Origin of the sequence: Pseudomonas fildesensis, from assembly GCF_001050345.1 — a bacterium.
In the GTDB taxonomy this organism is placed as follows: domain Bacteria; phylum Pseudomonadota; class Gammaproteobacteria; order Pseudomonadales; family Pseudomonadaceae; genus Aquipseudomonas; species Aquipseudomonas fildesensis.
Genome location: NZ_LFMW01000007.1, coordinates 485,994 through 511,277 on the forward strand (window position 1 = coordinate 485,994; position 25,284 = coordinate 511,277).

21 protein-coding genes are annotated in these 25,284 nt (G+C 60.2%); 11 read left to right on the forward strand and 10 right to left on the reverse strand.

Features of this window, described 5'->3' with window-relative positions; all coding sequences use genetic code 11:
* The first annotated feature begins 34 nt into the window (after positions 1-34).
* From ACR52_RS12695 to ACR52_RS12715, 5 genes are all read left to right on the forward strand, one after another.
* The gene (locus ACR52_RS12695) at positions 35-523 is read left to right on the forward strand and encodes a DUF3015 domain-containing protein (RefSeq protein WP_048724520.1); all 489 of its coding nucleotides are present in this window, start codon (positions 35-37) and stop codon (positions 521-523) included.
* A gap of 92 nt (positions 524-615) precedes the next feature.
* Complete coding sequence (locus ACR52_RS12700; protein WP_048724521.1) at positions 616-2,469, forward strand: Lnb N-terminal periplasmic domain-containing protein; 1,854 nt, start codon at positions 616-618, stop codon at positions 2,467-2,469.
* 128 nt (positions 2,470-2,597) lie between these two features.
* Complete coding sequence (locus ACR52_RS12705) at positions 2,598-2,903, forward strand: chorismate mutase (RefSeq protein WP_048724522.1); 306 nt, start codon at positions 2,598-2,600, stop codon at positions 2,901-2,903.
* A gap of 260 nt (positions 2,904-3,163) precedes the next feature.
* Positions 3,164-3,520, forward strand: a complete 357-nt coding sequence (locus ACR52_RS12710; RefSeq protein WP_048724523.1) for a hypothetical protein — start codon at positions 3,164-3,166, stop codon at positions 3,518-3,520.
* A 70-nt stretch (positions 3,521-3,590) separates the two neighbouring features.
* The gene (locus ACR52_RS12715; protein WP_048724524.1) at positions 3,591-4,088 is read left to right on the forward strand and encodes a GreA/GreB family elongation factor; all 498 of its coding nucleotides are present in this window, start codon (positions 3,591-3,593) and stop codon (positions 4,086-4,088) included.
* On the opposite strand, the gene gdhA is transcribed toward ACR52_RS12715, so the two are convergent.
* Both gdhA and ettA read right to left on the reverse strand, forming a co-directional pair.
* Positions 4,085-5,422 (reverse strand): NADP-specific glutamate dehydrogenase, encoded by a 1,338-nt coding sequence (gdhA, locus tag ACR52_RS12720; protein ID WP_048724525.1) that lies wholly within the window; start codon positions 5,420-5,422, stop codon positions 4,085-4,087. The genes ACR52_RS12715 and gdhA overlap by 4 nt on opposite strands.
* 413 nt (positions 5,423-5,835) lie before the next feature.
* Positions 5,836-7,500: an energy-dependent translational throttle protein EttA gene (gene ettA / locus ACR52_RS12725; RefSeq protein WP_048724526.1), complete on the reverse strand. Its 1,665-nt coding sequence runs from the start codon at positions 7,498-7,500 to the stop codon at positions 5,836-5,838.
* A 285-nt stretch (positions 7,501-7,785) separates the two neighbouring features.
* Between ettA and ACR52_RS12730 the strand changes: the two genes are divergently transcribed.
* Both ACR52_RS12730 and glyA read left to right on the forward strand, forming a co-directional pair.
* The gene (locus ACR52_RS12730; RefSeq protein ID WP_048724527.1) at positions 7,786-11,637 is read left to right on the forward strand and encodes a sensor domain-containing protein; all 3,852 of its coding nucleotides are present in this window, start codon (positions 7,786-7,788) and stop codon (positions 11,635-11,637) included.
* Between the two features lie 231 nt (positions 11,638-11,868).
* Entirely contained in the window at positions 11,869-13,122 is a 1,254-nt protein-coding gene (gene glyA / locus ACR52_RS12735) for a serine hydroxymethyltransferase (protein WP_048724528.1), read from the forward strand.
* Positions 13,123-13,412: 290 nt separating this feature from the next.
* On the opposite strand, the gene yjiA is transcribed toward glyA, so the two are convergent.
* The 3 genes from yjiA to ACR52_RS12750 form a co-directional block, all read right to left on the reverse strand.
* Entirely contained in the window at positions 13,413-14,372 is a 960-nt protein-coding gene (yjiA, locus tag ACR52_RS12740; RefSeq protein ID WP_048724529.1) for a GTPase, read from the reverse strand.
* A 152-nt stretch (positions 14,373-14,524) separates the two neighbouring features.
* Positions 14,525-14,722 carry a YbdD/YjiX family protein gene (locus ACR52_RS12745; protein ID WP_003176208.1) on the reverse strand — a complete coding sequence of 66 codons (198 nt, stop codon included), beginning with the start codon at positions 14,720-14,722 and terminating at the stop codon, positions 14,525-14,527.
* 15 nt (positions 14,723-14,737) lie between these two features.
* Positions 14,738-16,804, reverse strand: coding sequence for a carbon starvation CstA family protein (locus tag ACR52_RS12750; RefSeq protein WP_048724530.1), 2,067 nt, complete (start codon positions 16,802-16,804; stop codon positions 14,738-14,740).
* Positions 16,805-16,978: 174 nt separating this feature from the next.
* Here ACR52_RS12750 and ACR52_RS12755 point away from each other — a divergent pair, with 174 nt between their 5' ends.
* Positions 16,979-17,347: a PilZ domain-containing protein gene (locus tag ACR52_RS12755; RefSeq protein ID WP_048724531.1), complete on the forward strand. Its 369-nt coding sequence runs from the start codon at positions 16,979-16,981 to the stop codon at positions 17,345-17,347.
* A 33-nt stretch (positions 17,348-17,380) separates the two neighbouring features.
* Here the strand turns inward: ACR52_RS12755 and radA are convergent, their stop codons facing one another.
* The 3 genes from radA to katB form a co-directional block, all read right to left on the reverse strand.
* Complete coding sequence (radA, locus tag ACR52_RS12760; RefSeq protein ID WP_048724532.1) at positions 17,381-18,748, reverse strand: DNA repair protein RadA; 1,368 nt, start codon at positions 18,746-18,748, stop codon at positions 17,381-17,383.
* Between the two features lie 35 nt (positions 18,749-18,783).
* Positions 18,784-19,332 carry an ankyrin repeat domain-containing protein gene (locus tag ACR52_RS12765; protein WP_048724533.1) on the reverse strand — a complete coding sequence of 183 codons (549 nt, stop codon included), beginning with the start codon at positions 19,330-19,332 and terminating at the stop codon, positions 18,784-18,786.
* Between the two features lie 106 nt (positions 19,333-19,438).
* On the reverse strand, positions 19,439-20,980 hold the full coding sequence (katB, locus tag ACR52_RS12770; protein WP_048724534.1) for a catalase KatB: 1,542 nt from the start codon (positions 20,978-20,980) through the stop codon (positions 19,439-19,441).
* A 285-nt stretch (positions 20,981-21,265) separates the two neighbouring features.
* Here katB and mscL point away from each other — a divergent pair, with 285 nt between their 5' ends.
* Positions 21,266-21,682, forward strand: coding sequence for a large-conductance mechanosensitive channel protein MscL (gene mscL / locus ACR52_RS12775; protein ID WP_048724535.1), 417 nt, complete (start codon positions 21,266-21,268; stop codon positions 21,680-21,682).
* Between the two features lie 221 nt (positions 21,683-21,903).
* On the opposite strand, the gene ACR52_RS12780 is transcribed toward mscL, so the two are convergent.
* Positions 21,904-22,680, reverse strand: coding sequence for a ferredoxin--NADP reductase (locus tag ACR52_RS12780; protein WP_048724536.1), 777 nt, complete (start codon positions 22,678-22,680; stop codon positions 21,904-21,906).
* Positions 22,681-23,084: 404 nt separating this feature from the next.
* Between ACR52_RS12780 and ACR52_RS12785 the strand changes: the two genes are divergently transcribed.
* Together ACR52_RS12785 and ACR52_RS12790 are read left to right on the forward strand one after the other, a co-directional pair.
* Positions 23,085-23,795, forward strand: coding sequence for a helix-turn-helix transcriptional regulator (locus tag ACR52_RS12785; RefSeq protein WP_048724537.1), 711 nt, complete (start codon positions 23,085-23,087; stop codon positions 23,793-23,795).
* Between the two features lie 126 nt (positions 23,796-23,921).
* Positions 23,922-25,046: a methyltransferase gene (locus ACR52_RS12790; RefSeq protein WP_048724538.1), complete on the forward strand. Its 1,125-nt coding sequence runs from the start codon at positions 23,922-23,924 to the stop codon at positions 25,044-25,046.
* A 64-nt stretch (positions 25,047-25,110) separates the two neighbouring features.
* On the opposite strand, the gene ACR52_RS29375 is transcribed toward ACR52_RS12790, so the two are convergent.
* Entirely contained in the window at positions 25,111-25,278 is a 168-nt protein-coding gene (locus ACR52_RS29375; protein ID WP_082143140.1) for a DUF2474 domain-containing protein, read from the reverse strand.
* Positions 25,279-25,284 lie beyond the last annotated feature (6 nt).

The window sequence follows — 25,284 nt, forward strand, 5'->3', positions numbered from 1 at the left end:
TGTCCATTGGTTTGCACACAAAGAGAACAAAGCTATGAAACGGATCCTTCTTGGTACTCTCTTCACCGTCGTCTCCCTCAATGCAATGGCTGAAGCACCAGGTGGCCCGAACTGCGGTTGGGGCAACATGTTGTTCGAAGGCCAGCGCGGTACTCCAGCGCACTTCCTGGCTTCCACCACCAACGGTACCTCCGGTAACGCCACCTTCGGCATGACCTCGGGCACCAACGGTTGCAGCACCAACAGCGCCCTGTCCTATGGCGGCAAGTCCTGGATTGCCATGAACGGCATGATGAACGAACTGTCCGAAGACATGGCCAAGGGTAACGGCGAAGCGCTGACAACCTACGCCGTGGTACTGGGCGTTGCACCTGAAGATCGCGAGCACTTTGCTGCCGTGACCCACGAGCACTTCCAACAAATCTTCAGCAAGGCCGACGTCACTGCTGACGATGTGCACAACAACACCCTGGCTGTACTGAAAAGCGATACCCGCCTGGCGAAATACGCTACCCAGGCTTAAGCTCGACCCGCCCGCGCCCTCCAGGGCGCGGGTTTTTACTTTTGGACCCGCCTCCCCTTTGGGTCTCACTTTTTCCGACTTAAGTTGCCCCTATGCTCAAACGCTTTGCCTGGATGGCACTCTTCGCCTGCGCCCCGCTGTACGCGGCCCCGCATATTGACGATCAACGTTTGCAGCAATTGGCCAACGATCCGTTCTGGTTGTCTTTGGGCCATTACGAAGCCGGCAAAATCAGTGGCTGGCGCAGTTATGTCAGCGACAAGAAATTCTTCCTCGCAGCCGATGGCGCCCACCACCCGGATGCCGAACTCAAGGCCACCGTTGAAGCGCTGTACTTACCTGCAAGCCTTGGCGAAAAACACGCCCAATGCGTCTACCCCGCACGTACCCGCTGGCTCAAGGATCAGTTGCACCTGAGCGACCTGCCGGCGCTGGACTGCAGCGAATTCAAACAATGGTTCAAGGACGTCGCGCCCCACAGTGCGGTAATGATCTTCCCGGCGGCCTACCTCAACAGCCCGTCATCGATGTTCGGCCACACCCTGCTGCGCATCGACCAGGCGGACGTGCAGAGCAACAAGACCGCCCTGCTCAGCTACGCGATCAACTTCGGCGCCTATATCGAAGGCTCGGACAACAGCATCCTCTATGCCTGGAAAGGCCTGATGGGCGGCTATCCCGGCCTGTTTGCGCTGGTGCCCTACCAGGAAAAACTCTCGGAATACCGCAGCCTCGAAAACCGCGACCTGTGGGAATACCGCCTTAACCTGACCCAGGTCGAGACCGAGCGCATGGTCGAGCACGTGTGGGAGCTCAAGCAGATCCAGTTCGACTATTTCTTCTTCGACGAAAACTGCTCTTATCGCCTGCTGGAACTGCTGCAAGTCGCCCGTCCCGGCCTGCGCCTGACGGAGCAATTCCCGCTGACCGCGATCCCGACCGACACGGTCAAGGCCGTCAAAGAGGCCGGTCTGGTCGAGAAGATCGACTACCGGCCTTCCCGTGAGCGTGAGTTGCTGGAGCGCGCCAAACCGCTGGACAGCGACGAGCAGCAATGGGTGTTGAAGGTCAGCGACGACCAGAAGCAATTGCAGGAGCCTGCCTTCAAAGCCTTGCCCCGTGAGCGCCAGGCCCTGATCATCGACGCCGCCTACCGCCTCGGCCGCTACCGCGCCAACGGCCTGGAGCGTGACACCGAACGCTCCCAACGCAGCTTCGAATTGCTGCGCGCGATCAACCAGAACCCCGCGCCCGACCTGAAAGTCGAGCGCCCCGGCCTGCCTGAAAACGGTCATGAATCACGTACCTGGCAAGCCGGTATCGGCACCCGGGGCGACAAAGCGTTTGGCGAATACGGCCTGCGCATGGCCTACCACGACCTCAACGACAACGCCGAAGGCTTCCCCCTCGGCGCGCAGATCGAAATCCTGCAAATGAAACTGCGCCAGTACGAAGGCAACCACTGGCAACTGCAGCAACTCGACCTTGCCACCATCCGCTCCCTGACCCCGCGCAACGCGCTGCTGCAACCCTGGTCATGGCAAGTGACCGGCGGCCTGGAGCGCGTACCGGGCAAACACGACGACGAAACCCTGGTCGCCCACGTCAACGGCGGCGCCGGCGGCACCTGGCAACTGAGCGACGACATGCTCGGCTTCGCCCTCGGCACCGTGCGCGTGGAACACAACAACGACTTCAACGAAGCCATCTCCCCCGCTGCCGGGTTCAATACCGGCGTGCTGTGGAAAAACCCGCTGGGGAATTTGAGCCTGGAGGCCAAAGGGGATTTCTTCACCAATGGCGAAGTACGGCGCAGCATCAGCCTGAACCAGCAGTGGGAATTGTCGCGTAACGTGGGCCTGCGCCTGAGTGCGCAGCGCGAGTACAGCCACCTTTCCACGCCAGTGAATGAAGTGATGCTTGAAGTTAAGTGGTATCACTACTGACCACCACAGGTAGATCGTTCCCACGCTCCGCGTCCGCTTTTGAGGTCGTGACGCGGAGCGTCACAGGATGCATTCCCACGCGGAGCGTGGGAACGAGCATTGTCCGACCGAACAGGAGCTCCATCAACATGGCCGTTACCTGCACCACCCTCGATCAAGTCCGCGAAAACATCGACCTTCTCGACCAGCAAATCGTCACCCTGCTGGCCGAACGTGGCGGCTACGTATCCCAAGCGGCGCGCTTCAAAAAAGATTCGGATGGCGTTAAGGCGCCGCAACGGGTTGAGCAAGTCATCACCAAAGTGCGGGACTTATCCCTCGAGGTGGGGGCTAACCCTGAGGTCACCGAACAGGTGTATCGCGCGATGATTGCGGCGTTTATCGAGCAAGAGTTGGCTGAGCATGCCGCGCTGGCGATAAACCAGACGGCATAACTCCCCTGTGGCGAGCGAGCTTGCTCCCGTTGGGCTGCGCAGCAGCCCCTAATCCAAGCGCAGCGTTCTTTCTGACCTTTCTCAATGGCCAGCATCGGGGCCGCTTCGCGACTCAACGGGAGCAAGCTCCCTCGCCACAGGTAGAGCGTTCGCCTTAAGCACTGCGAGTTCCACACATTTCTCACACCCCTTTCACATCCCCCCAACGAATCCCCTTCTAGACTTCCCCTATCAGCCGTGAAACGGCCAGGGAGTGCGCAATGTGGCGGTATGCAGTAATGCTGTGTGCGGTGGTGTGGCTGTCGGGTTGCCAATCAACCCATCAGGATTTACTGGCCAAGGGTTATCCACCGGCCTTTGCCGATGGTTTTGACGACGGTTGCAGCAGCGGTCGCCAGGCTGCTGGGGTGATCACCGGCGAGTTTCGCAAGAACGTGCCGCGTTATCTGAAAGAACGGACATACGCCGAGGGCTGGGAGGACGGTTTCCGCCAGTGCAAGGCGATGCGCGAGAACGAAGACTTGCGCGACTACAAGGACAATCACTGGGATGACCGCGAGCGCGCCTGGCAGCACGAGAAGGACCGCGACGCGGCAAGGGCTTATCGCTCGCAATAGGTCGCTTTCAGACATCCGTCGAAACTAAAGCGCGGCGAACATGGCCCAAACTCCATAGAGGGAGAACGCCATGAGTCGAGCTTTTGTAAATGAAGACAACGCCGCCGCCCAGGCCGACCAGCCGGTGGAGCGTCAGGTCAGCGAGCAGCCCAACCGTCTCACCGCACAAGGTTTGGCGCAGTTGCAGGCGAAGGTCGCGCAGTTGCAACACGAATACAGCGCCGAATCCGCAAAAGGCGAACAAGCCGACAAACAGCGCCAAGCCGACCTTGAGCGGGATTTGCGCTACTTCAACCAACGGGTGCAAAGCGCCCAAGTGGTGGCCCCGGCCACGTCCACCGACAAGGTGCAGATCGGCAGCTGGGTCACGTTTGCCAATGAGCAGGATGAGCAGCAGCGCATTCAGTTGGTCGGCGAAGACCAGGCTGATGCCGCTGCTGGCTTGATCAATTGGGGCTCGCCGTTGGGGCGGGCGCTTCTGGGAGCCCTGGTCGGCGACGAGGTGCTGTGGAAGCGCCCCGTCGGCGATCAATTGATCGAAGTGCTGCGTGTCGAAGCCGAGGTTTAGACGATGCCTTGGGCCAGCATCGCATCGGCTACTTTCACAAAGCCCGCGATGTTTGCGCCCTTCACGTAGTTGACCCGGCCGTTTTCTTCACCGTAATGCACGCAAGCATGGTGGATCGACTGCATGATGTTATGCAGTTTGCTGTCCACTTCGCCGGCAGTCCACAGCAGGCGCATGGCGTTCTGCGACATTTCCAGGCCGCTCACGGCCACGCCACCTGCGTTGGATGCCTTGCCCGGCGCGAACAGGATGCCCGTCTCGATAAAGATATCCACAGCTTCCAGTGTGGTCGGCATGTTGGCGCCTTCCGCCACGCAAATGCAGCCGTTGCGCAGCAGGGTGCGGGCCGCTTCGGCGTCGAGTTCGTTCTGGGTGGCGCATGGCAGGGCGATGTCGCAGGCCAGTTCCCACGGGGTTTTGCCGGCGCGGAATTCCAGGCCATAACGGGCAGCCAGTTCGCTGATGCGACCGCGCTGGACGTTTTTCAATTCCAGCAGCGCCGACCATTGCTCTTCGGTCAAACCGCTTTCGGCGTACAGGGTGCCTTCGGAGTCAGACAGGGAAATCACCTTGCCACCCAGGTCCATGACCTTGCGCGCCGCGTATTGCGCCACGTTGCCCGAACCGGAGACTGCAACGCGCTTGCCTTCGACCCGCTGGCCGCTGCGCTTGAGCATTTCCTCGGCGAAGTACACGCAACCGAAACCGGTGGCCTCCGGGCGGATCAAGCTGCCGCCATAGGCCATGCCCTTGCCTGTCAGCACGGAGGTGAACTGATTGCTGAGACGCTTGTACTGGCCGAACAGGAAACCGATCTCACGGGCCCCCACGCCGATATCGCCGGCCGGCACGTCCACGTCCGCGCCGATATGGCGATACAACTCGCTCATGAACGCCTGGCAGAAGCGCATGACTTCGGCGTCGCTCTTGCCCTTGGGATCAAAATCCGCGCCGCCCTTACCGCCGCCCATGGGCAGCGAGGTCAGGGAGTTTTTGAAAGTCTGCTCGAAGGCGAGGAATTTCAGGACCCCCAGGTTTACCGAGGGGTGAAAGCGCAGGCCGCCCTTGTACGGGCCGATGGCGCTGTTCATCTGGATACGGAAACCGCGATTAACCTGGACCTTGCCGTGATCATCCACCCACGAAACCCTGAAGGTAATCGCACGTTCTGGCTCGCAGACGCGCTCCAGGATGCCCGAGGTCAGATAGTGGGGATTGGCTTCGAGAAACGGCCACAAACTGCGTAGGACTTCTTCTACGGCCTGATGGAATTCTGGCTGGTCGGGATCGCGTTTCTTGAGGCGGGCGAGGAAGGATTCAACGGATTCGATCATGAAAAGTCTCGGCAAATTTATTGTCGTTAAAGGAGATTTGTCCCGGACTTTATCAATTCATGTCGCACCGCGACAGGGCAAAATGTCGCATTTGTGAATTTAAATGGTGCGCTTTATATAAATAAACCCAAAAAAAGGCTTTTTATGCACCTTAAAAGGGATCGTATATCCAAGTGCCGCACCAATAGGAGAATCGTCATCGGGAGCAAGCCCCCTCCCACATTTGAACGGCGTACACCGCAAAATTGATCGTTCCCACGCTCCGCGTGGGAATGCAGCACAGGACGCTCCGCGTCCGCTTTTAGAGTCGTGACGCAGAGCGTCACAGGATGCATTCCCACGCAGAGCATGGGAACGAGCGCAAAAAAAAAGCGGAGCCCGAAGGCTCCGCTCTTTCAAACCACCAGCCTGAATCAGGCCAGTTTCTTGTGCCGTACACGGTGCGGCTGGGCAGCTGCTTCGCCCAAACGCTTCTTACGGTCCGCTTCGTACTCGGTGTAGTTACCTTCGAAGAACACCGCTTGCGAGTCGTCTTCGTACGCCAGGATGTGGGTCGCGACGCGGTCAAGGAACCACCGATCGTGAGAGATCACAATGGCGGCGCCAGGGAAGTCCAGCAGGGCTTCTTCCAGGGAACGCAGGGTTTCAACGTCGAGGTCGTTGGACGGTTCGTCGAGCAGCAACACGTTGCCGCCCTCTTTCAAGGTCAGGGCCAAGTGCAAGCGACCGCGCTCACCACCGGACAGGTCCTTGACGAACTTCTGCTGGTCGCCGCCCTTGAAGTTGAAACGACCAACATAGGTGCGCGACGGGATTTCATAGTTGCCGATGCGGATCTGGTCGGAACCGTCGGAAATCTGCTGGAACACGGTCTTGCTGCCGTCGAGGTCTTCGCGACTCTGGTCCACACAGGCCAGCTGCACGGTTTCGCCGACTTCGATGGTGCCGGAGTCCGGGGTTTCCTTGCCCATCAGCATGCGGAACAGGGTCGACTTACCGGCACCGTTACCACCAATAACGCCGACGATCGCGCCTTTTGGCATGGAGAACGACAGGTTGTCGATCAGCACGCGGTCGCCATAGCCTTTGGAAACGTTCTTGAACTCGATGACCTTGTCACCCAGGCGCGGACCAGCCGGGATGTAGATCTCGTTGGTCTCGCTGCGTTTTTGGAATTCTTGCGACTGCATTTCTTCGAAGCGTTGCAGACGTGCCTTGGATTTGGACTGGCGGGCCTTGGCGCCTTTGCGCACCCACTCCAGTTCTTCCTTCATGGCTTTTTCGTGGGCCGACTGTTGCTTGGATTCAGCAGCCAGACGGTCGGACTTGGCTTCCAGCCAACCGGAGTAGTTGCCCTCGTAAGGGATACCGGCGCCACGGTCGAGTTCGAGGATCCAGCCGGCCACGTTGTCCAGGAAGTACCGGTCGTGCGTGATCGCAACCACGGTGCCCGGGAAATCGTGAAGGAAATGTTCCAGCCAGGCGACGGAATCGGCGTCCAAGTGGTTGGTAGGTTCGTCGAGCAGCAGCATGTCGGGGGCGGACAGCAGCAGGCGGCACAGAGCCACACGACGCTTCTCACCACCAGACAGGAATTCAACCTTGGCGTCCCACGCCGGCAAGCGCAGCGCATCCGCGGCGACTTCCAACTGGCGCTCCAGGTTGTGACCGTCGCTGGCCTGCAGGATGGCTTCGAGCTTGGCCTGTTCGGCGGCGAGCTTGTCGAAGTCGGCATCTTCATCGGCGTAGGCGGCGTAGACCTCGTCCAGGCGGGCCTGGGCGTTCTTGATCACGCTGACGGCTTCCTCGACCACTTCACGCACGGTCTTGGTCGGGTCCAGGATCGGCTCTTGCGGCAGGTAGCCGATGTTCAGTTCAGGCATCGGGCGAGCTTCGCCTTCGAACTCGGTGTCGACGCCGGCCATGATTTTCAACAGCGTGGACTTACCCGAACCGTTGAGGCCGAGCACGCCGATCTTGGCGCCTGGGAAGAAGGACAGCGAAATGTTTTTCAGGATTTCCCGCTTCGGCGGAACAACTTTTCCCAGCCGATGCATGGTGAATACGTATTGAGCCATGGTAAACCTAGCGTCAGTGACTGATGAATTGAGCGGGCGAAGCCCGTGCCAGGCCATGCGCCGCGCGGGCCGTTGACGGTGATCAATGCCTGCGTGCGGAAAAAGCCTGAGTATCTGGGGCTGGAACGCCCCCGCGTAACCGGCAAAGCTACCTGAATGCGCTTGGTCAGTCCAGCCAAGCGGGGCTGGCACTTTGCCACAAGTCAAGGCATGCTAGCCGCCCTCCGGGCGCCCGGCTTATAGTGCACGTCGCGCGCCAGTCCAGCCAAACCGCAGGATCACAGCTTGTCCAAAGTCACGCCGCCCACTCCCTTGCGCGCCGCTCATATAGCGCCGGGAGCACCCCTGCACGGCACCCTTAAAGGCGCATTGGCGACGCTTGTCCTCATGCTGCTCGCACTCTTGTTCTGGCAACTGCTCGACCAACTGCAGCAGAACCAGAAAGACCACCAGCAATACACCATCGACTACAGCGCCGACCTGGCCGAGCAAATCAGCCTGAACATGGCCCTGAGCGCAAAGATCGCGCTGAACCTGCTGCCGATGGTCGAGCCTCCTCGCAACAGCGAACAGCAACAAGCCTTGATGCACACCTTGCAGCGCTCGCTGCCGGAACTGCGCAGCATCGCCCTGCTCGCCCCCAGCGGCGCGATGATCCATGACAGTGCCAATGACAGCCAGGACAGCGCCTGGCTTGAGGAACTGGTGCAACGCAGCAACGGGCAGTCCTACTATTTGAGCAACAACAGCGACGGCACCCTCATTTATCTACTGCTGCACCAGCCCAGCGGCGGTTCACGCCTGTACTGGGCCCTGCGCCTGGCACCCAACTACCTGACCAACCTGACCCGCCAGGACGGCCAGGGCCAGCGGCCGCTGTGGGCCATCGAAAACCCCCTGAACCACCGCGTGATCAGCCGTGACAGCGGGATGCCGGCGCAATGGGCCAGCGCCCTGACCCAGGACGAATTGAATAAAAGCGTGCTGGTCACGCCGCTGAGCAAGAGCGACTGGCAATTGCGCGGGCTGTTCGACCGCAACGCGGTGTTGGAGCAACTGCTGCCGGCGTTTATCGGCAAATGCCTGCTGGGCCTGGCCTTCTCGCTGATCCCGGTGATCGTGCTGCTGAACATGCGTCGCCGTCAGCGCCAAGTGCACGAAGGCCGCCGGCGCTACCAGGATATTTTCGAAGGCACCGGCGTGGCCTTGTGCGTGCTCGACCTGTCGGGCCTCGGCGCGTTCTTTGACAAGTCGCACTTGCACACCCGCGAGCAGTTGCGCGACTGGCTGCAAAGCAACCCCGAAGAGCGCCAGCAACTGCTCAAGGAACTGCGCATCACCGAGGTCAACCAGGTGGCGGTGCGCCTGCTCAACGTTAGCTCCTGCGAACAAGCCTGGGAACGCTTGATCGATGATTGCCCGCGCAACGCCACGTCGATCGGCTACCAGATACTGGAAGCGGTCCTGGCCCAACAAAAACAGCTGGAGCTGGAAATCCAGCTCAACGATGTCAGCGGTAACGAACAATACCTGTGGCTGGTGATGCGCCTGCCAGAGCAGCAGGACGACTTCAAGGCGGTGATCCTCAGCATCAGCGACATCACCAGCCGCAAGCTGATCGAACTGTCGCTGGTGGAGCGTGAAAGTTTCTGGTCGGACGTGGTGCGCACGGTGCCTGATCACCTGTACGTGCAGGACGTGATCAGCCAGCGCATGATTTTCAGCAACCACCACTTGGGGCACACCCTCGGCTACAACAAGGCCGAACTGCAGCAAATGGGCGAGTACTTCTGGGAAATCCTGTTGCACCCCGAGGACGCCGAGCATTACCACGAATTACGCCAGCAGCAACGCCAGGTCGGCTACTCGACCCAGTTGCAGTGCCAGTTGCGCTTTCGCCACCGTAATAACCAATGGCGCCGCTTCGATATCCGCGAGCAAGCCCTGGCCGGGGACAAGAGCACACAAGTCACGCGCATCATCGGCGTGGCCAAGGACATTACCGACCAGATCGAAGCCAGCGAATCCCTGCGTGACAGCGAACAGCGCTACCGAATGTTGGCCGAAAGCATCAGCGACGTGATCTGCTCCACCGACAGCCAATTGGCCCTCAACTACATCAGCCCGTCGGTCAACGCCGTGTTGGGATATGACGTGGACTGGGTGTTCAAGAACGGCTGGCAGTCGATCATTGCCAACCCGCAGCAATTGGCCGGTATTTACAGCTTGGTCGAGCAGGTCAGCCGTGCCTTGGGCGACCCCGAGGCGCTGGCCAGGCTGCGTGATGAAGTGCACACCCAACTCTTCCTGTTTGACTGCCTGCGCGCCGATGGCCGCAAAGTGCCGATCGAGCTGCGCCTGGTGCTGGTGTGGGATGAGCACGGCGCCTTTGAGGGCATCCTCGGCGTGGGCCGCGATATCAGCCAGCAGCGTCGTGCCGAGAAAGACCTGCGCATGGCGGCCACGGTATTCGAGCACTCCACCTCGGCGATCCTGATCACCGACCCGGCGGGCTATATCGTGCAGGCCAACGAGGCGTTCAGCCGGGTGAGCGGGTATGCGGTAGCGGACGTACTCGACCAACTGCCGAACATGCTCACCGTCGACGAACAACAGGAAGCTCACCTGCGCTACGTGCTCAAGCAACTGCACCAGCACAGCACCTGGGAAGGCGAAGTGTGGCTCAAGCGGCGCAACGGCGAGCATTACCCGGCCTGGGTCGGCATTACTGCGGTGTTCGACGATGAAGGCGACCTGGCCAGCTACGTGTGTTTCTTCAGTGACATCAGCGAGCGCAAGGCCAGCGAGCAGCGCATCCACCGCCTCGCTTACTACGACGCCCTGACCCACCTGCCCAACCGCACGCTGTTCCAGGACCGCCTGCACACTGCGCTGCAGTCGGCCGAGCGGCAGAAGTCGTGGGTGGTGCTGATGTTCCTCGACCTCGACCGCTTCAAACCAATCAACGACTCCCTCGGCCACGCCGCCGGCGACCGTATGCTCAAGGAAATGGCCACCCGCCTGCTCGGTTGCGTAGCTGAAGACGACACCGTGGCGCGCATGGGCGGTGATGAGTTCACCTTGCTCCTGCAACCGCGGGTCAGCCGCGAGATGGCGCTGAACCGCGCGATTCACGTGGCCGAGCAGATTCTCGCCAGCCTGGTGAAACCCTTCGTACTGGAAGGCCGTGAGTTCTTCGTAACCGCCAGTATCGGCATCGCCCTCAGCCCCCAGGACGGCAACGAGCTGAGCCAGCTGATGAAAAACGCCGACACCGCGATGTATCACGCTAAAGAACGCGGCAAAAACAACTTCCAGTTCTACCAGGCCGACATGAACGCCAGCGCCCTGGAACGCCTGGAGCTGGAAAGCGACCTGCGCCACGCCCTGGAGCAGGACGAATTCGTGCTCTATTACCAACCGCAATTCAGCGGCGATGGCAAACGCCTGACCGGCGCCGAAGCACTGCTGCGCTGGCGTCATCCGCGCCGGGGGCTGGTGCCGCCGGGAGATTTCATCCCGGTGCTGGAAGAATTGGGGCTGGTGGTGGACGTGGGCGACTGGGTGATCAGCGAAGCCTGTCGCCAGCTCAAGACCTGGCACCAGAACAAGGTGCGGGTGCCGAAGGTCTCGGTGAACATCTCTGCGCGGCAGTTCTCCGACGGCCAGCTGGGTACGCGCATCGCTAACATCCTCAAGGACACCGGCCTGCCGCCGGCGTGCCTGGAGCTGGAGCTGACCGAAAGTATCCTGATGCGCGAGGTCAACGAAGCCTTGCAGATACTCGCCAGCCTGAAGAACCTCGGCCTGAGCATCGCGGTGGACGACTTCGGCACCGGCTATTCCTCGCTCAATTACCTCAAGCAGTTCCCGATTGACGTACTGAAGATCGACCGCACTTTCGTCGACGGCCTGCCGTCCGGCGAGCAGGACGCGCAAATCGCCCGCGCCATCATCGCAATGGCCCACAGCCTCAACCTGGCGGTGATCGCCGAGGGCGTGGAAACCCATGAGCAGTTGGACTTCCTGCGCGAACATGGCTGCGATGAGGTGCAAGGGTATCTGTTCGGGCGGCCGATGCCGGCGAGCCGGTTCGAGGCGCAGTTCAGTAACGACGCCCTCTTCATGTTCGATTGAATATTTGCGGTGAAGCCGCTGGCCTCATCGGGAGCAAGCCCCCTCCCACACTTGAATGTGTTCACAAATTAAAAATGTGGGAGGGGGCTTGCTCCCGATGGCGCCGGCATGTTCACCGCAGCTTCCTGGATGAACGCCACTTGTCCGCGACATGATGTCCTTTCATATGCCATCTAAAACCCATTGAGTTAGAATGCCCTCCTTTTCTGCCCCCGATCCTTGAGGACCGCCATGTTCAGCCGTGATTTGACTATTGCCAAGTACGACGCCGATCTCTTCGCCGCCATGGAGCAAGAAGCCGTGCGCCAGGAAGAGCACATTGAGCTGATCGCTTCGGAAAACTACACCAGCCCTGCGGTGATGGAGGCTCAAGGTTCGGTTTTGACCAACAAGTACGCCGAAGGCTACCCAGGCAAGCGCTACTACGGTGGTTGCGAATACGTCGACGTGGTTGAGCAATTGGCCATCGACCGTGCCAAGGAACTGTTCGGCGCCGATTACGCCAACGTCCAGCCACACGCCGGCTCCCAAGCCAACAGCGCCGTTTACCTGGCCCTGCTGCAAGGCGGCGACACCATCCTGGGCATGAGCCTGGCCCACGGCGGTCACCTGACCCACGGCGCCAGCGTTTCCTCCTCCGGCAAGCTGTACAACGCCGTTCAATACGGTATCGATGCCAACGGCCTGATCGACTACGACGAAGTCGAGCGCCTGGCGGTCGAGCACAAGCCAAAAATGATCGTGGCCGGTTTCTCTGCCTACTCGCAGATCCTGGATTTCCCACGTTTCCGCGAAATCGCCGACAAGGTTGGCGCTTACCTGTTCGTAGACATGGCCCACGTGGCCGGTCTGGTCGCCGCTGGCGTCTACCCGAACCCGGTCCCCTTCGCTGACGTGGTCACCACCACTACCCACAAGACCCTGCGCGGTCCACGTGGCGGCCTGATCCTGGCTCGCGCCAACGCCGAGATCGAGAAAAAGCTGAACTCCGCCGTATTCCCGGGCGCCCAAGGTGGCCCGCTGGAGCACGTGATCGCCGCCAAAGCGATCTGCTTCAAGGAAGCGCTGCAGCCTGAGTTCAAGACTTACCAGCAACAAGTGGTGAAAAACGCCAAGACCATGGCCGAAGTGTTTATCGCACGCGGCTTTGACGTGGTGTCCGGCGGTACTGAAAACCACCTGTTCCTGCTGTCGCTGATCAAGCAGGACATTTCCGGTAAAGATGCTGACGCTGCCCTGGGCAAAGCCTTCATCACCGTGAACAAGAACTCCGTACCGAACGACCCACGTTCGCCGTTCGTCACCTCCGGCCTGCGCTTCGGCACACCGGCTGTGACCACTCGTGGCTTTAAAGAAGCAGAGTGCAAGGAACTGGCCGGCTGGATCTGCGACATCCTGGCAGACCTGAATAACGAAGCCGTGATCGACGCGGTCCGTGAGAAGGTCAAGGCCATCTGCAAAAAGCTGCCGGTTTACGGCGCTTGATTGCAGTTGCTTGACTAAGAAGCCCGGCTCTTGAGCCGGGCTTTTTTATGCCTGTTCCAATTTGAACAGTCAAACCTGTGGGAGGGGGCTTGCTCCCGATAGCGGTGGTTCAGCCAGCCGATGTGTGTCTGATGTACCGCTATCGGGAGCAAGCCCCCTCCCACATTTTCCAATCGTTCCCACGCGCAGCAAAGGAATGCAGCCCAGGACGCTCCGCGTCCCAACGCGTGACGCAGAGCGTCACAAGAGGCATTCCCACGCAGAGCGTGGGAACGATCACGTATTTCAGGTCAAGGCCGGTAGACCCGCGCAAAGCCTTCGCGAATCTTGTCTTCCGGCAACTCATCGGCAATAAACACAATCACGCTCTCGCGCGCCTCGCCCTCGGCCCATTCGGTGTCCCAATCGAACCCGTAGAGCTTCAGCACGCCCTGGAACACCATGCGCCGGTCTTCCCCGGCAATGTTCAGCACGCCCTTGTAACGCAGCAACTGCTTGCCGTGGTCTTCCAACAGTTCGTTCATGAACTCGCTGAGGCGGTCGATATCCAGCGGCTGGTCGGTGCGCAGCACCAGGCTGGAGATGCGGTCGATGGACGGCGCAGCACTCACCGGCCGCAGGCTCATGCCGGCATTGAGGTTGAAGCCACGCACATCGAGCAATTGCGCCAGGTCGATGTTGCCGTGGTCGACCACACGAATCGGCGCGCGGCGGTTGATGCGGGTCAGACGCTGGCTGAGAGCGTCGAAGGTCGCGTCGTCCACCAGGTCGCGTTTGCTCACCAGCAAGCGGTCGGCAAAACCGATCTGCGCCTGGGCGATGGTCTGGGTCAGGTGATGTTCGGCGTGGGCCGCGTCCACCAGGGTGATGATGCCGTCGAGGATATAGCGCTCGCGCAGCTCTTCATCGATGAAAAAGGTCTGGGCCACGGGCGCCGGGTCGGCCAGGCCGGTGCACTCGATCACCAGGCGGTCGAAGGCGATCTCGCCGCTGTCCAGGCGTTCGAGCAGCAGGTACAGGGCTTTGGTCAGGTCGGTGTGGATGGTGCAGCACACGCAGCCGTTGGACAGGGTCATGACTTGCACCGGATCGGTGCCCAACAATTGGGTGTCGATACCGGCGTCACTGAATTCGTTTTCGATCACGGCGATTTTCAAGCCGTGTTCGGCCTTGAGCAGGTGGCGCAGCAAGGTGGTCTTGCCGGCGCCGAGGAAGCCGCTGAGGATCGTGACGGGGATGGGAGAGGACAAAACTATTCTCCTGATAACTGAAGGAATACAAAACAAATGTGGGAGGGGGCTTGCTCCCGATAACGGTGTGTCAGCGACATACAAGTGCCTGACACAGCTATCGGGGGCAAGCCCCCTCCCACAGTAGATCACCGCCAGCCCAAACTAACGGGTCAGCAGCACTTGGGCCCACCCTTGCCGCCGTAACGGGCTTCCTGGCGTTCCCGGAAGAACGCCTTGTAGTCCATCATCGGTTTGTCCGGGTGTTTGGTTTGCATATGCTCGACGTAAGTGTCGTAGTCGGGCATGCCGACCATCAGGCGCGCGGCCTGACCGAGGTATTTACCGAGGCGACTGATGTCATTGAACATGCTTGCAATCCTCGATTACGCGTCCGGTACGGCCTGGAACGGGGCTTCTTTATCCGTACGCTCTTTGGTGCCCCAGGCGGCGATGCCAACCTTGAGCGCATAGAACAGGATGCTGAACACCACGAACAGGAACAGCGCCGTCAGCGTTGCATTGGTGTAGGCGTTCCAGATCACGTGCTGCATTTGGTCGATGCTCTTGGCCGGAGCCAGGATCTGGCCGTTAGTCAGCGCATCGCTGTACTTCTTGGCCAGCGACAGGAAGCCGATCGCCGGGTTGGCGTCGAACAGTTTGATGAAGCCCGCCGTAGTGGTGCAGATCAGCAGCCATACCGCCGGCAGCATGGTCACCCAGATGTAGCGCTGGCGTTTCATTTTGATCAGCACAACGGTTGCGAGCATCAGCGCGATACCGGCCAGCATCTGGTTGGAGATGCCGAACAGCGGCCACAAGGTGTTGATGCCGCCCAGTGGGTCGATTACGCCCTGGTACAGCAGGTAACCCCACATGGCCACGCAACCAGCAGTCGCAATCAGGTTGGCGGTCCACGACTCGGTGCGTTTCAGCGCCGGCACGAACGAGCCCAGCAGGTCTTGCAGCATGAAGCGACCGGCACGGGTACCGGCGTCGACGGCGGTCAGGATGAACAGGGCTTCGAACAGGATTGCAAAGTGGTACCAGAACGCCATGGTGTTTTCACCCGGCAGGACACTGTGCAGGATCTGCGCGATACCCACCGCCAACGTCGGCGCACCACCGGCACGCGCCAGGATGGTGGTTTCACCGATGTCGTGGGCAACTGCTGACAGCGCCTCAGGCGTAATCGCAAAGCCCCAACTGCTGACAGTTTGAGCGACGGTGACCACGTCGGAACCGACAATTGCCGCCGGGCTGTTCATGGCGAAGTACACGCCAGGCTCGATCACCGAAGCGGCAACCATTGCCATGATGGCCACAAACGACTCCATCAGCATGCCGCCGTAACCGATATAACGGGCATGGCCTTCATTGGCCAACAGCTTGGGCGTGGTGCCCGAAGAGATCAGCGCGTGGAAACCCGAGACCGCGCCACAGGCGATGGTGATGAACAGGAACGGGAACAAGCCGCCCTTCCATACCGGGCCGGTGCCATCGATGAACTGGGTCAACGCCGGCATTTTCAGGTCGGGCATGGTCACCAGGATGCCGATCGCCAGGGCGATGATGGTGCCGATTTTCAGGAAGGTGGAGAGGTAGTCACGCGGCGCCAGGATCAGCCACACCGGCAGTACCGCAGCGACGAAACCGTAGCCGATCAGCATCCAGGTGATCTGGATTCCGGTGAAGGTGAAGGCCTTGGCCCAGACCGGGTCAGCGGCAATTTGCCCGCCCAGCCAGATCGAACCCAGCAGCAACAGCACGCCGATGATCGAGATTTCACCGATGCGGCCCGGGCGGATGTAGCGCATGTAGATGCCCATGAACATCGCGATCGGGATGGTCGCCATCACGGTGAAGATGCCCCATGGGCTCTCGGCCAGGGCCTTGACCACGATCAGCGCCAGCACCGCGAGGATGATGATCATGATCAGGAAGCAGCCGAACAGCGCGATGGTCCCGGGGATGCGGCCCATTTCTTCGCGGACCATGTCCCCAAGGGAGCGGCCGTTGCGACGGGTGGACAGGAACAGGATCATAAAGTCCTGCACCGCACCTGCCAGCACCACGCCGGCAATCAGCCAGAGCGTGCCCGGCAGGTAGCCCATTTGCGCCGCCAATACGGGGCCGACCAGCGGGCCTGCACCGGCAATCGCCGCAAAGTGGTGACCGAAAAGGATGTGTTTGTTGGTCGGCACATAGTCCAGACCGTCGTTATTGACCACTGCGGGGGTGGCCCGTCGTGGATCGAGCTGCATCACATTGTTTGCGATGAACAGACTGTAGTAACGGTAAGCAACCAGATAAATGGCCACTGCTGCGACCACAATCCACAAGGCGTTGATCGCCTCGCCGCGGCGCAAGGCCACTACGCCCAGGGCGCACGCTCCTACGATTGCCAGCAGCAGCCAGGGTAAGTGGCGTAGCAGGCTATTATTATTTTTCATGTTTATATTCCAGCCAGGGTGGACAGAAAGGACAGCCATCCGGAGTTTAGCGCTACTGGCCTTAAAGGCCACCCCCCTACGTTGGTCTAGAGCCTTGCAAGGACAAAAAAAGCAGAAATAAACGCACCGTGATGGCTCAGGGCTACAATTCGTTTATCCACAGAGGGTTTCACCATGACCGAGCAGCCTAGCGATCGACGCCGTTTCCGGCGAATTGCCTTCGATGCCAAGACCGAACTGAAGCAAGACGGCCATGTGTGGCCAGTGCAATTGGTCGATTTGTCGCTCAAGGGGCTATTGGTGCAACGCCCTGAGGGGTGGCCCGGCCATCGCTACGAATCGTTCGATGTGGACATTCATCTGGACGCCCAGACCGACGTGAAGATGCAAGCACGCCTGACCCACGACGAGAATGGGCAGTTGGGGTTTGTGTGCGAGCACATCGACCTGGACTCGATCAGCCATTTGCGGCGGCTGATCGAGTTTAACCTGGGTGACGAAGTCGAACTGCACCGAGAGCTGGCGGCGCTAATGGAGATCTAAAAACCAACCCAAATCAAAATGTGGTGTGGCTGGCTATTCGAATAACGCATCCAGCGCCTGCTCCAGGCGCGTCACCCCGACCACCTGCAAACCCGGCGGCATTTCCTTCGGGGCATTGCCCTTGGGCACAATCGCGCGCTTGAAGCCGTGCTTGGCGGCTTCTTTTAAACGCTCCTGGCCGCTGGGCACCGGGCGCACTTCGCCAGACAGGCCGACTTCGCCAAACACCAGCAGGTCGTGTGGCAGCGGCCGGTTGCGCAGGCTGGACATCACCGCCGCCATCAAGGCCAGGTCGGACGCGGTTTCCAGCACCTTGACCCCGCCCACCACGTTGAGGAACACGTCCTGGTCGTGGGTGGGAATACCGCCGTGGCGGTGCAACACCGCCAACAACATCGCCAGGCGGTTCTGATCCAGGCCGAGGGTCACACGGCGCGGGTTGGCCAGATGGCTGTCATCCACCAGTGCCTGGACTTCCACCAGCATCGGCCGGGTGCCTTCCCACGTCGCCATCACTACGCTGCCTGGAACCTCTTCCTGGGCACGCGTCAGAAAAATCGCCGAAGGGTTAGAGACTTCTTTCAGCCCCCGGTCAGTCATGGCGAACACGCCCAGCTCATTCACCGCGCCAAAGCGGTTCTTCACCGCCCGCAGCAAGCGCAAGCGCCCATCGGACTCGCCTTCGAAATACAGCACGGTGTCGACCATGTGCTCCAGCACCCGCGGCCCGGCCAGCGCGCCTTCTTTGGTCACGTGGCCGACCAGGAAGATCGCCGTGCCGCTCTGCTTGGCATATCGCACCAGCAGCGCTGCACTTTCGCGTACCTGGGACACGCCGCCCGGCGCCGATTGCAGCTGCTCGGTGAAAATCGTCTGGATCGAGTCGATCACCATGACCTTGGGCTTTTCGATCCGGGCGGTGGCGATGATGCTTTCGATGCAGGTTTCGGTCATCACCCGCAGCTGGTCCTGGGGCAGGCCGAGTCGGCGTGCGCGCATGGCCACTTGTTGCTGGGATTCTTCGCCGGTGACGTACAGCGCCGGCATGCGGCTGGCGATGCTGCACAGGGTTTGCAGCAGGATCGTCGACTTGCCGATGCCGGGGTCGCCGCCGATCAGCACCACCGAGCCGTCCACCAGGCCGCCGCCCAGTACGCGGTCGAGTTCACCGGAGGCGGTGGAGAAACGCGGGATCTCTTCGACGCTGACTTCGGCCAGGGTCTTGATCTGCGCCTGTTGCCCGGTCCAGCCGGCGCGGCCGCTGGGGGCTGCCGCACCGCCGCTTTCGATCATGGTTTCAGTGAGAGTGTTCCACGCACCGCACTCGGTGCATTGGCCGGCCCACTTGGGAAAGGTCGCGCCGCACTCCGTGCAGCCGTACATGCGCTTGGCCTTTGCCATTTGAGAACCTCCAACCGAAAAACCGCGATGATAGCTCAGCGCGGCGCCGGGGTCCGGATTTCACCGCTGGCCAATCGTGAAGCACTGTTGCCGATCGGGTCTTGCGCGTTGAGGTCGGCGCCCTTGGCTTTGAGCTCGTCGAGCAACTCGATGCGCTTGAACAGCCCGGCGTACATGGCCGCGGTCTGCCCTGCACCGTTGCGCTGGTCGGGGTTGCAGTCGGTGGCCAGCAGGCGCTGGGCGATTTTCAACTCACCCTTGAAGATCGCGCCCATCAGCGCGGTGTTGCCGCGTTTGTCCTGCGCACAGGCGTCGGCACCGGCGGCCAGCAACCGTTCCACATAGGCGTTTTCGCCGTGATAGGCGGCGAGGATCAGCGCGGTGTAGCCCTTGTCGTCCTGGGTATTGAGGCTGTAGCCGGAGTCAATGAAGGTGTTGAGCATGTCGAGGTCGCCACGGCGGGCGGCGTCGAAATAGTAATCCTGCAGCTGCGCCTTGAGCGCGACCGGGTCATTTGCGGGAGGTGTCTCGGCAAACACGTTTAACGACCAGCAGGCCAGAATAGCCACTATGAAATTACGCATGATTCAGGTCCTCTGCGGTATCCCCCGTGTAGAAGCCGGCTTGCCGGCGATGACGCCCGCGAACGCCATCGCCAGCAAGCCGGCGCCTACAGGGAGAGCGTGAGCATTAGTCGGTAAGTTTTTCGGCCAGCGCTTTGACACGCGCCAGGTCACCCTTGGCGACCCTGGCCACGCCGGTGCCGTACTCCGGGTCCGCCTTGTAGAGGAACGACAAGATGATGTGCTTGCTCACATCGTCAGTGGTGGCCAGGGAGCCGCCGAAGTTGTCGATCAGGTCCTGGCGCTCTTTTTTGTTGTAGGAGCGGTACAAATCACCCGCCTGCTTGAAGTTCTGCTCACGCTGGATCTTCGCCTGCTGGGTGCTGCCCGCCAGCGTCGACTGGCTGTAGCGCGCGGTTTGCGGCTCTTCGCGTGGCAACAGGCGGCTTGGCTGGTAGTTCACGCCGGTCGTGCTGTTGCCGAAGTTCATCGCGCCATCCTGGTTACCGTTGTTGACGGTGACCCGTGGGGCGTTGATTGGCAGCTGCAATGCGTTGGCGCCCAGGCGGTACATCTGCGTGTCGGCATAGGAGAACACCCGACCTTGCAGCAGGCGGTCTTCCGACGGTTCGATGCCCGGCACCAGGTTGGCCGGGGCCATGGCCACTTGCTCGGTTTCCTGGAAAACGTTGGCCGGGTTGCGGTTCAGCACCATCTGACCGACTTTGCGCTCGGGCACATTCGGCCATATCTTGGTGGCGTCCAGCGGGTCGAAATCAAACTTGGCCAAGTCCTCAGGCTTGAGCACTTGCACGTACAGGTCCCACTTGGGGAAGTCGCCCTTGTTGATATGCGTGACCAGGTCGTTGGTCATGTGGCTGTAGTCACGGCCCTGCACTTCGGTCACTTGCTTGGGATCAAGGTTCTTGATGCCTTGCAGGCTCTTCCAGTGGAACTTGACGTAGTGCACTTCGCCCTTGGCATTGATCAACTTGTAGGCATGTACACCGTTGCCATCCATTTCCCGGTAACTGGCCGGCGTACCGGAGTCGGAATACAGCTCGGTGAGTGTACGAGTGGACTCAGGCACATGGGAGAAGAAGTCGAAGCGACGCGAGTCATCATCCAGGTTAGTGCGCGGGTCCGGCTTGAAGGCGTGGACCATGTCCGGGAACTTGATGGCGTCGCGGATAAAGAACGTCGGGAAGTTGTTGCCCACCAGGTCCCAGTTGCCGTCGGCGGTGTAGAACTTGGTGGCGAACCCGCGCGGGTCACGCAGGGTTTCCGGGGAGTGATTACCGTGCACCACAGCCGAGAACCGCACGAACACGGGAGTCGCTTCGCCCGCCGCGAAGACCTTGGCCTTGGTCAGGTCGCTGAGGTTATCGGTGACGGTGAAAGTACCGTGAGCGCCGGTACCACGGGCATGCACCACGCGCTCAGGAATGCGCTCGCGGTCGAAGCGCTGCAGTTTCTGGATCAGCTGTACGTCTTGCAGCAGCACGGGGCCATTGGCGCCGGCGGTTTGCGAGTTCTGGTTGTCGCCGACGGCCGCACCGTTATCGCGGGTCAGGTTGGCGGCCTGTACCGACAGGGAAAGCAGGCTGGCGGTCGCCAGTACCAGCGCATGGCGCGCCAGAACCGGGCCGCAGCTCATTGGATTCTTCATCGAGGTTTCCTCTGGTTTTTTTAATGCACATTCAGTTGTGCTTGCCAGAGGCTAGTGACCCGCGAGTCAGAAGATAAATAGAAAAACACCACCAGGTCGATTAAGAAAATAAGATGGTAAGGCACTGAAATCGCGAGTATTCCGCGCGACTGGTGGCACTTTGCAAACTATTTGCGTTTTAGTGTGTCGATAAAAACCAACAGTGTTAACAGTTGTGTCAGGCAAGCCCGCTACGACTGATTTACACTGACCTCCACCCTTCTCATCTGTAACAAGGAATAACCTATGGGCGTGATCAGTGAGTTCAAGGCCTTCGCGGTCAAAGGTAATGTGGTCGACATGGCCGTGGGTATCATCATCGGCGCTGCCTTCGGCAAAATTGTTTCCTCGTTTGTGGGCGACGTGGTGATGCCTCCCATCGGTCTGTTGATCGGTGGCGTGGACTTCGGTGATCTGGCGGTGACGCTCAAGGCAGCGCAGGGCGATATCCCGGCGGTCGTGCTGGCCTACGGCAAGTTCATCCAGAGTGTGATCGACTTCGTGATCGTCGCGTTTGCGATCTTCATGGGCGTGAAAGCCATCAACCGCCTCAAGCGTGAAGAAGCCGTAGCACCTACCCTGCCGCCGACGCCGAGCAAGGAAGAAGTGTTGCTGGGTGAGATCCGTGATCTGCTCAAGGCACAGAACGACAAGCCGCTCTAAGCCGCATCGTTTTGTAAGAAGGCGCCCCAAGGGGTAATGCCGATCAGTTAAGAAATAGAAAGAGCGCAAAGTAACCTGTGGCGAGGGAGCTTGCTCCCGCTGGGCCGCGAAGCGGCCCCAAAGATGGGACTGCTACGCAGTCCAACGGGAGCAAGCTCCCTCGCCACAGGTACAGTGTTCGCCCTTAACTGACTGGCATTACCCCAAGGGGCGCCTTTTTGTTACCAGTAGTTTTCCACCGCCACCTGGCCAGGGCGCCGCGAAAGACTCAATTGCATATCGCGCAGCTTGAGCAACTGACGGGTGTCGTCGATCATCTGCGGGTTGCCGCAAATCATCACGCGGGAGTGCTCCGGGGTCAGCGCGACGCCGGCCGTGCGTTCCAGCTCGCCATTTTCAATCAACGTCGTGATACGCCCATTCAGCGCGCCCGGATGTTGCTCGCGGGTGACGAGGGGGACGTAGGTGAGTTTGTGCGCGTACTCGGCCAGGTACTCACGCTCACCCAGCGTCTTGATCAACGACTGGTACGCCAGCTCCCGGGCTTCGCGGGCGCTGTACACGAGGATGATGCGCTCGAATTTCTCCCACACCTCGAAGTCCTGCAGGATCGACAGGAACGGCGCCACCCCGGTGCCGGTGCCCAGCAGCCACAGGTCACGCCCGTCCACAAAGCGGTTCAGGGTCAAAAAGCCGGTGGCCTGGCGCTCGACCATCAAGGTATCGCCGACCTTCAGGCGACTCAGCTCGCTGGTGAACTCGCCGCCGGGGACAACAATCGAGAAGAAATCCAGGTGCTCATCAAACGGCGAGGACACCACGGAATAGGCGCGCCACACGGTGCTGCCGTCCACCTTGGTCACACCGAGACGCACGAACTGGCCGGCGGTAAAACGAAAGCCAGGGTCGCGGGTGGTGCGCAGGGTGAAGAGGCTGGGGGTCAGCGATTGCACGTCGAGCAAGGTCTGGCGGGTAAATTTCTCAGCACTGGCCGTCATGGGGGGCTCCGTTCTACAGGTGCCCTAGTGTCCCTCAAAGTGGCGCGCAGAAACACCTGCGGTGGGTAGTGGCAAATTCAAGCTGCTCGACAGCAATCAGAATGATGGCAATTTAGTTGCATTCCTAATCAATTCGCTATTACGCAACTGTACTCTGAACCGTTAGCGCAGCCCGGGCGTTGTCATTTATTTACCAACAAATCGACAACTCACTAAAAACCCGAAAGAAATACTTAGTTGCTTGAATAGCTCACTAATTGGCTGTCCAGAAAATCCCTATTAATGCCTGTTGTTCAAAAGCGAAAATTTACGCCCACGCTGTAGCCGATGTCCTACACTCGTTCGGGTGCTGCATTGGGATTCAGGACGTCCCCAAGTACACCCAATCCCATGGAGAGTTACCAATGGTCAACTGGCGCAATAAAAGGCTTCCCCAGATAGAAGGCGAGGACGAGATAACCAGTGTATTTGAGATGGTCATCAACGAAACGTATCAACTCGGCTTCCAATTCTGCTCTTTCAAGATGAGTGCCCAACAACCCTCCAACCAAACCAGCCTGTTTGAAAAAAACAACTATCCAAACGAATGGAACACCCTTTACAAAGAAGCCATGTTTGCTGATGTCGATCCCGTTCTGGTGCATTGTCAGCGCTCCGTGTTGCCGTTCGTCTGGAAGGAAACGTCATTCCAGGGCACCCCTCATCTATGGACACTGGCCAAATCCCACGGCGTGCATTTGGGATGGACCCAACCGCTGCATGGCCCCCAAGGCGTTTTCAGTATGCTGACGCTGGGCCGAAGCAAAGACGAAATCAGCCCGGAGGAGCTTTACGAAAAAGCCGGCATCGCATTGTGGCTGTGTCATGCAATGCACAGCGTTGTGTCGCATAAGTACGCCAACGCCCCCGCTCCCAAGCCCTGCAGCAATTTGACCGTGCGCGAGCTCGAAGTCCTGCGTTGGTCAGCGTTAGGCAAGACCGCCGCCGAGATCGCGCAGATTCTGTGCCTGTCCGAGCGCACCGTCGGCTTTCACAACTGCAGTTCAATGAGGAAACTGGGCGTCAATAACAAGATCGCCGCCGTCATGAAGGCCGCCCAATCCGGGCTGCTGTGAAACACTCCATGTAATCCTTGCGAAAAAAACGTAACATTTGCGACCTGTTCCGGGTGATGACGCAGCTTCAAACCTCGCGTCGCCGTTCACCCCAATGGTTCGATTCCCCCAGAGTTTTCTCCCGCCATGCCCCTGCTCGAAAGCCCCTTCGCCCAGCTCGATCTGATCCGCCAGCCAGAGCAACACAATGATCCGCTGCAAGCCTTTGATGCGGCCGACGAGTACCTGCTCAGCCACTTGGCCGAACAGCAGCCCTCCCTCGATACCCGCGTGCTGGTGCTCAACGACAGCTTTGGCGCCCTGGCGGCCAGCCTTGAAGGCCGGGTGCAGGTGACCTCCAGCGGGGACTCCGTCCTTGCCGCGCAAGGCCTGGAGAAAAACCTGGTGCGTAACGGCAAGGCGTTTGACGCGGTGCCGTTCATGCCATCCAGCCAAGTGCCGACAGGGCCATTCGACCGGGTGCTGATCCGCGTACCTAAAACACTGGCGCTACTGGAAGAACAGTTGATCCGCCTGCAAGGCCAGCTGGCACCGGGCGCCGAAGTGATCGCAGGGGCGATGGTCAAGCATCTGCCACGGGCGGCCGGGGATTTGCTGGAGCGTTATATCGGGCCGATGCACGCCTCCCTAGCGGTGAAGAAGGCACGGTTGTTGATCGCAACATTGGCTGACCGCCCGGCGGCGGTCTCGCCCTACCCTACTCGCTACACGCTGGACACACCGGCCATTGAGCTGCTCAACCACGCCAACGTGTTCTGCCGCGAAGACCTGGACATCGGCACCCGCGCCTTCCTGCCGCACCTGCCCAAAGGTCTGGGCAGTGCTCGCGTGGCGGACCTGGGTTGCGGCAACGGCGTGTTGGCGATTGCCAGCGCCCTGCAAAACCCCAACGCGCAGTACACACTGGTGGACGAGTCCTATATGGCCGTGCAATCGGCACTTGAGAACTGGCAGGCCACTCTCGGCGCGCGTGACGTGATCGTGCGCGCCGCCGATGGCCTGCCCGGCCAGGAACCCGACTCGCTGGACGTGGTGTTGTGCAACCCGCCGTTCCACCAGCAACAGGTGGTCGGCGACTTCCTCGCCTGGCGCATGTTCCAGCAGGCACGGGAAGCGTTGGTGGTCGGCGGAGCACTCTATATAGTCGGCAACCGTCACCTGGGTTATCACACCAAATTGGCGCGGCTGTTCCGGGGCGTCGAGCAAGTGGCCACCACGCCGAAGTTCGTGATTCTCAAAGCGCGCAAATAAAAAAACCCTGCATCTCTTGCGAGAGCAGGGTTGAAAAACCGGGCCGCAAAGCCCGGATGGGATGTCAGTGGGTGGTCAGGCCGGCCGCATTCATGAACATGCGCATCAGGCTGGCCACGACAAACAGGGCCAGCACACTGCCGGTCCAGATCATCGCCAACCACCCCAGGCGCCGCCACAATGGCTGTTTCTCGGCCTGTTCAATCTCGTGCAACGAAGGTTTGCCGGGCATGTTACG

Coding starts and splice junctions, on each gene's coding strand:
- ACR52_RS12695 (WP_048724520.1), top strand. CDS start 35: ATGAAACGGATCCTTCTTGGTACTCTCTTCACCGTCGTCTCCCTCAAT.
- ACR52_RS12700 (WP_048724521.1), top strand. CDS start 616: ATGCTCAAACGCTTTGCCTGGATGGCACTCTTCGCCTGCGCCCCGCTG.
- ACR52_RS12705 (WP_048724522.1), top strand. CDS start 2,598: ATGGCCGTTACCTGCACCACCCTCGATCAAGTCCGCGAAAACATCGAC.
- ACR52_RS12710 (WP_048724523.1), top strand. CDS start 3,164: ATGTGGCGGTATGCAGTAATGCTGTGTGCGGTGGTGTGGCTGTCGGGT.
- ACR52_RS12715 (WP_048724524.1), top strand. CDS start 3,591: ATGAGTCGAGCTTTTGTAAATGAAGACAACGCCGCCGCCCAGGCCGAC.
- gdhA (WP_048724525.1), bottom strand. CDS start 5,422: ATGATCGAATCCGTTGAATCCTTCCTCGCCCGCCTCAAGAAACGCGAT.
- ettA (WP_048724526.1), bottom strand. CDS start 7,500: ATGGCTCAATACGTATTCACCATGCATCGGCTGGGAAAAGTTGTTCCG.
- glyA (WP_048724528.1), top strand. CDS start 11,869: ATGTTCAGCCGTGATTTGACTATTGCCAAGTACGACGCCGATCTCTTC.
- ACR52_RS12745 (WP_003176208.1), bottom strand. CDS start 14,722: ATGTTCAATGACATCAGTCGCCTCGGTAAATACCTCGGTCAGGCCGCG.
- ACR52_RS12750 (WP_048724530.1), bottom strand. CDS start 16,804: ATGAAAAATAATAATAGCCTGCTACGCCACTTACCCTGGCTGCTGCTG.
- ACR52_RS12755 (WP_048724531.1), top strand. CDS start 16,979: ATGACCGAGCAGCCTAGCGATCGACGCCGTTTCCGGCGAATTGCCTTC.
- radA (WP_048724532.1), bottom strand. CDS start 18,748: ATGGCAAAGGCCAAGCGCATGTACGGCTGCACGGAGTGCGGCGCGACC.
- ACR52_RS12765 (WP_048724533.1), bottom strand. CDS start 19,332: ATGCGTAATTTCATAGTGGCTATTCTGGCCTGCTGGTCGTTAAACGTG.
- katB (WP_048724534.1), bottom strand. CDS start 20,980: ATGAAGAATCCAATGAGCTGCGGCCCGGTTCTGGCGCGCCATGCGCTG.
- mscL (WP_048724535.1), top strand. CDS start 21,266: ATGGGCGTGATCAGTGAGTTCAAGGCCTTCGCGGTCAAAGGTAATGTG.
- ACR52_RS12780 (WP_048724536.1), bottom strand. CDS start 22,680: ATGACGGCCAGTGCTGAGAAATTTACCCGCCAGACCTTGCTCGACGTG.
- ACR52_RS12785 (WP_048724537.1), top strand. CDS start 23,085: ATGGTCAACTGGCGCAATAAAAGGCTTCCCCAGATAGAAGGCGAGGAC.
- ACR52_RS12790 (WP_048724538.1), top strand. CDS start 23,922: ATGCCCCTGCTCGAAAGCCCCTTCGCCCAGCTCGATCTGATCCGCCAG.
- ACR52_RS29375 (WP_082143140.1), bottom strand. CDS start 25,278: ATGCCCGGCAAACCTTCGTTGCACGAGATTGAACAGGCCGAGAAACAG.